The organism is Campylobacter sp. BCW_4323, from assembly GCF_001763115.1.
GTDB lineage: Bacteria > Campylobacterota > Campylobacteria > Campylobacterales > Campylobacteraceae > Campylobacter_D > Campylobacter_D jejuni.
In genome coordinates this window covers 1-3,937 of record NZ_MJYC01000020.1, presented here as the reverse complement: position 1 = coordinate 3,937, position 3,937 = coordinate 1, and the positions used below count along the sequence as shown (strand labels likewise).

5 protein-coding genes are annotated in these 3,937 nt (G+C 25.4%); all 5 read left to right on the top strand.

Annotated features, from left to right (window positions below):
* Positions 1-448 precede the first annotated feature (448 nt).
* Positions 449-1,081: a hypothetical protein gene (locus AJN60_RS00565; RefSeq protein WP_070285672.1), complete on the top strand. Its 633-nt coding sequence runs from the start codon at positions 449-451 to the stop codon at positions 1,079-1,081.
* A 133-nt stretch (positions 1,082-1,214) separates the two neighbouring features.
* Positions 1,215-1,625: a hypothetical protein gene (locus AJN60_RS09890; RefSeq protein ID WP_237766499.1), complete on the top strand. Its 411-nt coding sequence runs from the start codon at positions 1,215-1,217 to the stop codon at positions 1,623-1,625.
* Positions 1,622-2,707, top strand: a complete 1,086-nt coding sequence (locus AJN60_RS00560) for a contractile injection system protein, VgrG/Pvc8 family (RefSeq protein WP_230100207.1) — start codon at positions 1,622-1,624, stop codon at positions 2,705-2,707. The genes AJN60_RS09890 and AJN60_RS00560 overlap by 4 nt, the downstream gene beginning before the upstream one ends.
* A gap of 49 nt (positions 2,708-2,756) precedes the next feature.
* Entirely contained in the window at positions 2,757-3,623 is an 867-nt protein-coding gene (locus AJN60_RS00555) for an ankyrin repeat domain-containing protein (RefSeq protein WP_070285671.1), read from the top strand.
* Positions 3,624-3,638: 15 nt separating this feature from the next.
* A partial coding sequence (locus AJN60_RS00550; protein ID WP_186820459.1) for a hypothetical protein occupies positions 3,639-3,937 on the top strand: 299 nt, incomplete at its 3' end.

Here is a 3,937-nt window from a genome sequence, read left to right as displayed (position 1 = left end):
CAAAATAGAATTAGCTTTGTGTAAATACTTTCCTTATGATTTAATATAAAAAGATTTTTAGTTATAATTTTTCATTTTATATTTAAGGAAAAATTTATAGAATATTTAAAACTTTTACAAAGACGTTGGAAAGAAGCTTATGAAGCTATACCTAAACTTTATGAAACACCGGATGGATTAATAATAAATTTCACCCTAAGTGAAGATACAGATACTATTCTTTTTAAAAAACCTTGGGAAAATTTTGAATTAGATGATGAAGATAAAGAAGCCAAATGGAGATTAAGCTTTTTTAGCATTAGCGAAGATAAACCTTTAGGATATATTTAGAATATAAAGAAGCTTTAGAGAAATTACAAGATTTTTCTTTAATTCAATCAGAAGAAAGGATTTTAATTAGAGCAATGAGTTTAGAAGAGCTTGAAAGTTTAGAGCTTAAAGGGTGGTAATGCTTCCTCAAGCTATATTTTTAAATAAACTTGTAGAATTTTTATCTGATGAGAATTTAGATATTGTAAATATGAAAAAAGGTGTAGATAAAATTTTTTCTAAAAAAGATTTTTACGCTATATTAGAATTAAATATTAAAATTATGAATATAGCGAAATTAATTTTTAAAAGTGATGAAAAATTAAATATATTATTACCACAAACTTCTGATTATAAGAACACAAATTATTTTCTTCAAGAATTAGAGTTAAAAAAAGAAATAGATATTAATCTTAATGATTTAAAAAATTGTGATAATAAAAAAATAATAGAAATAATAAAGCAAGAATATCAAAATAATCTGATTAAAGAATTGGATATTAATTCTCAAAAAGAAAAAATCAAAATACTTTTTATTATTAATGAAGTGCCAAAATTTTTAAAATCAATCTATAAAGAATGTGAGTTTAAAGAATATGGATTAGCAAATTATTTGGAATTGGATGAAATTTGGGATTTTTATGAAAATAATATTAGATATTTTACTATTTTAACTCCTATGGGTGCAAATAAAATAAAATTGCGTTTAGAAAATACACAAAACAGCGAAAAAGAACCCAATATCATAGAAGTAAATTTAGATAAAAAATAGATTTTAATAACAAAAATAAGCAATTTCTTTTTCTACTCAAATTTAGACTATTTGTGTTAAAATAATAAATATAAAAATTAAAAACATAGTGAAATTATAAACACCATAAACTCAACCCCCAAAAGGATCTTCAATGTCTCTTAATTCTTATATGAGTCTTAATATATCAAATTCTACTTCAAATCCCCTACCCTTTAAAATCACTAAAGCCATTATCAAAGAAAGTCTTGAAGAACTTTTTTCTATAGAATGTGAAGGTTTTTTTGAAAGTTTAGATGAAAGCTTATTTAATCTAAGTCAAGATTTTAATTTTCATCCTAATGTTTTAATCGATCAAGAAGCTATTTTAAGTATTCATAATCCTTATGAAAACAATACTTTAAATTTTGACACAAATGAAGTTAAAAATTATAAGGGAATTATCACTTATATAAAATATCTAGGCATTAATCATGAAAGTGCTTTAAATATTAATGATAGCGCTTCAAATACTAAGCAAATAAAATACAAGCATTTTTTTCTTTTAAGCTTCAATCAGTCTTGATAAGACTTTCTTTAAATAAAGCCAATCGTATTTATACTCATACTAATATTATAGAAGTGATTAAACAAACCCTTGGTTTTTATCAAGACATCTTACATAAAGAAATTGATTATTCTAATATACATTTTAATTATGAAGAACAAGAACTCATTTCTCAATACAATGAAAGTGATTTAGACTTTATTACAAGATTAAGCCATAATAATGGAATCTTTTTTTATGAAGATGAGAACACTATTTATTTTTGTGATGTATATAAAAATGTAAAAAATAAAGAAATTGAGTATAATCCTAATATTAATAATATTTTAAATCAAGCTTGTATTTCTTCTATTTATAAAGAGCAAAGTTTAAGAACTAATTCTTTTACACATTCTAGTATTAATGCCAATACTCCTTTAAATCTTTTATCTTTACACTCTAGTAAAGTTCCTTATGAACAAGAACTTAATAACAAAGCTTATTATAATGAACATTTTTATGAGAGTGAATATTCTTTTACAAAAAGCATTGATTTAAAGACTAAGCCTTCTCTTAAAGAAAAAAGAGCCTTAGTATTAAATGAAAGCTTACTAGCAAAAAGTAATATTTATCATCTTAGCTTAGGAGATTTTATCACTTTAAATTATAAGGAGTTTAATCATCAAGAAGAAATAAAAAATCAAGATGAAGAAAAACAAGATAAAGCTTCTTTGCTTAAAGACTTTATTATTATTGCTAATACTCAAATCTTAATTGATGATGCCATCTTAGCTAATTCTATTAATACGAATGATCATTTAAATTTAAAAGATTTAAATTTAAGTAAATCTTATTCTAATACTTTAACTTTACTAAAAAAGAATATTATCTTTACTCCAAGTTTTAAAGCTAAGAAAAATTGCTCTTTTACAGCTGATAATGTAAATACTATGGCAAATCAAGAAAGTGTTTTAACAGCACAAAAACAAATCGTTTCTAGGGTAGGAAATACAACTATTACACAAACAAAAGATAAAATTATACTCCAAGTAGGAACAACACAAGTGATTATAGATAGCAAAGGTTTAAGGGTAAAAGGAGGTGATTTAAGAGCGGATTAAAAGCAATTTTCTTAAAATTAAAACTAAATTTACAAAGAAAGGAAAAACAATGAAAACATTAGAAGAATTAATAGCTTTAGAAGAAAAATATCTAGAAGAATTATGTTTAGAATTTTATGATCTTGTAGAGGCTAACAAACTTGAAGAAGTTAAAGAATTTTTAAAAGATTATCCTGTACCTGAAATATTTTTTGAAAAATGCTATACACCTTATTGGGATAGAGAAAACAAAAGAGCTATTATCGATCCTGTTATCGCTTTAGCTTGTGCAGGAATTGCTTATGATAAGAGTCAAAGTTTTGAAATGATGGAGTATTTTGAGAGTTTAGGACTTAAAGCTGATGAAGTGTGCTTTGGATACAATGCACTTAGTAGGTATATTGATAGAGATGGAAAAAATAAAGAAGTGATAGAGTATTTTTTTAAAAAAGGATGCACATTTGAAACTTATAATGAAAAACATGGTAGCACTCCTTTACATGTTTGGATATTGCTTAATCAGCCAAATTATTTAGAAGAAGCTTTAAAATTAGGAGCAAATCCTAATATGAGAAGTATTAAAACAGAAAATGAATTTAGTTTTAGCGATGCAGGAGAAACCCTTTTACATAGAGCTGCAGGAAGTAAAGAAAAGCCTATAGGAGCTTGTGTGGAAGTGCTAATCCAATATGGAGCTGATGTCAATGCTGCTAATTGTTGTATAAGTGATATTGAAGATGGGAAAATTGAATATTACGATCCTGCTACTCCATTGGATAGAGCTAATACTCGCGATATAAATAAAAACATAAAAATCTTAAAAAAAGCAGGTGCTAAGACTTGGGAACAATTGGTTAAAGAATACAATATTGATACGAGTTTAGAGGAACCAGAACAAATTAAAATGTATGAAGAAAGAAGAAAGATAAAAAAATAATAAAAAGGAGATATTATGGAATTTGATGTTGAAATTTTAGACAATCTTGAGAATTTTAAAGAATTCTTAAAAACAAAACCTAGCAAAGAAGTTTTACAGGCTGTTAATTCTCATTTAGAGGGTTTTTTAAGTGATGCGTATGATCATATCGATCCAGAAGAATACGAAGTCGCTTTTGAAGAAGAAACAGGAATATCTTATCGTGATGCTACTGAGGAAGAATTTGATGAGTGGTTTATTGCAAATGTGCTTTGCTTTGAGGATTTAAGTGAGATTTGCAAAATTCTTCGATCACTTTTAGAGGCTAAAGATTT

Excerpts from the sequence above, each read along its gene's own strand:
- AJN60_RS00565 (WP_070285672.1), top strand. The coding sequence starts at position 449 with ATGCTTCCTCAAGCTATATTTTTAAATAAACTTGTAGAATTTTTATCT.
- AJN60_RS09890 (WP_237766499.1), top strand. The coding sequence starts at position 1,215 with ATGTCTCTTAATTCTTATATGAGTCTTAATATATCAAATTCTACTTCA.
- AJN60_RS00555 (WP_070285671.1), top strand. The coding sequence starts at position 2,757 with ATGAAAACATTAGAAGAATTAATAGCTTTAGAAGAAAAATATCTAGAA.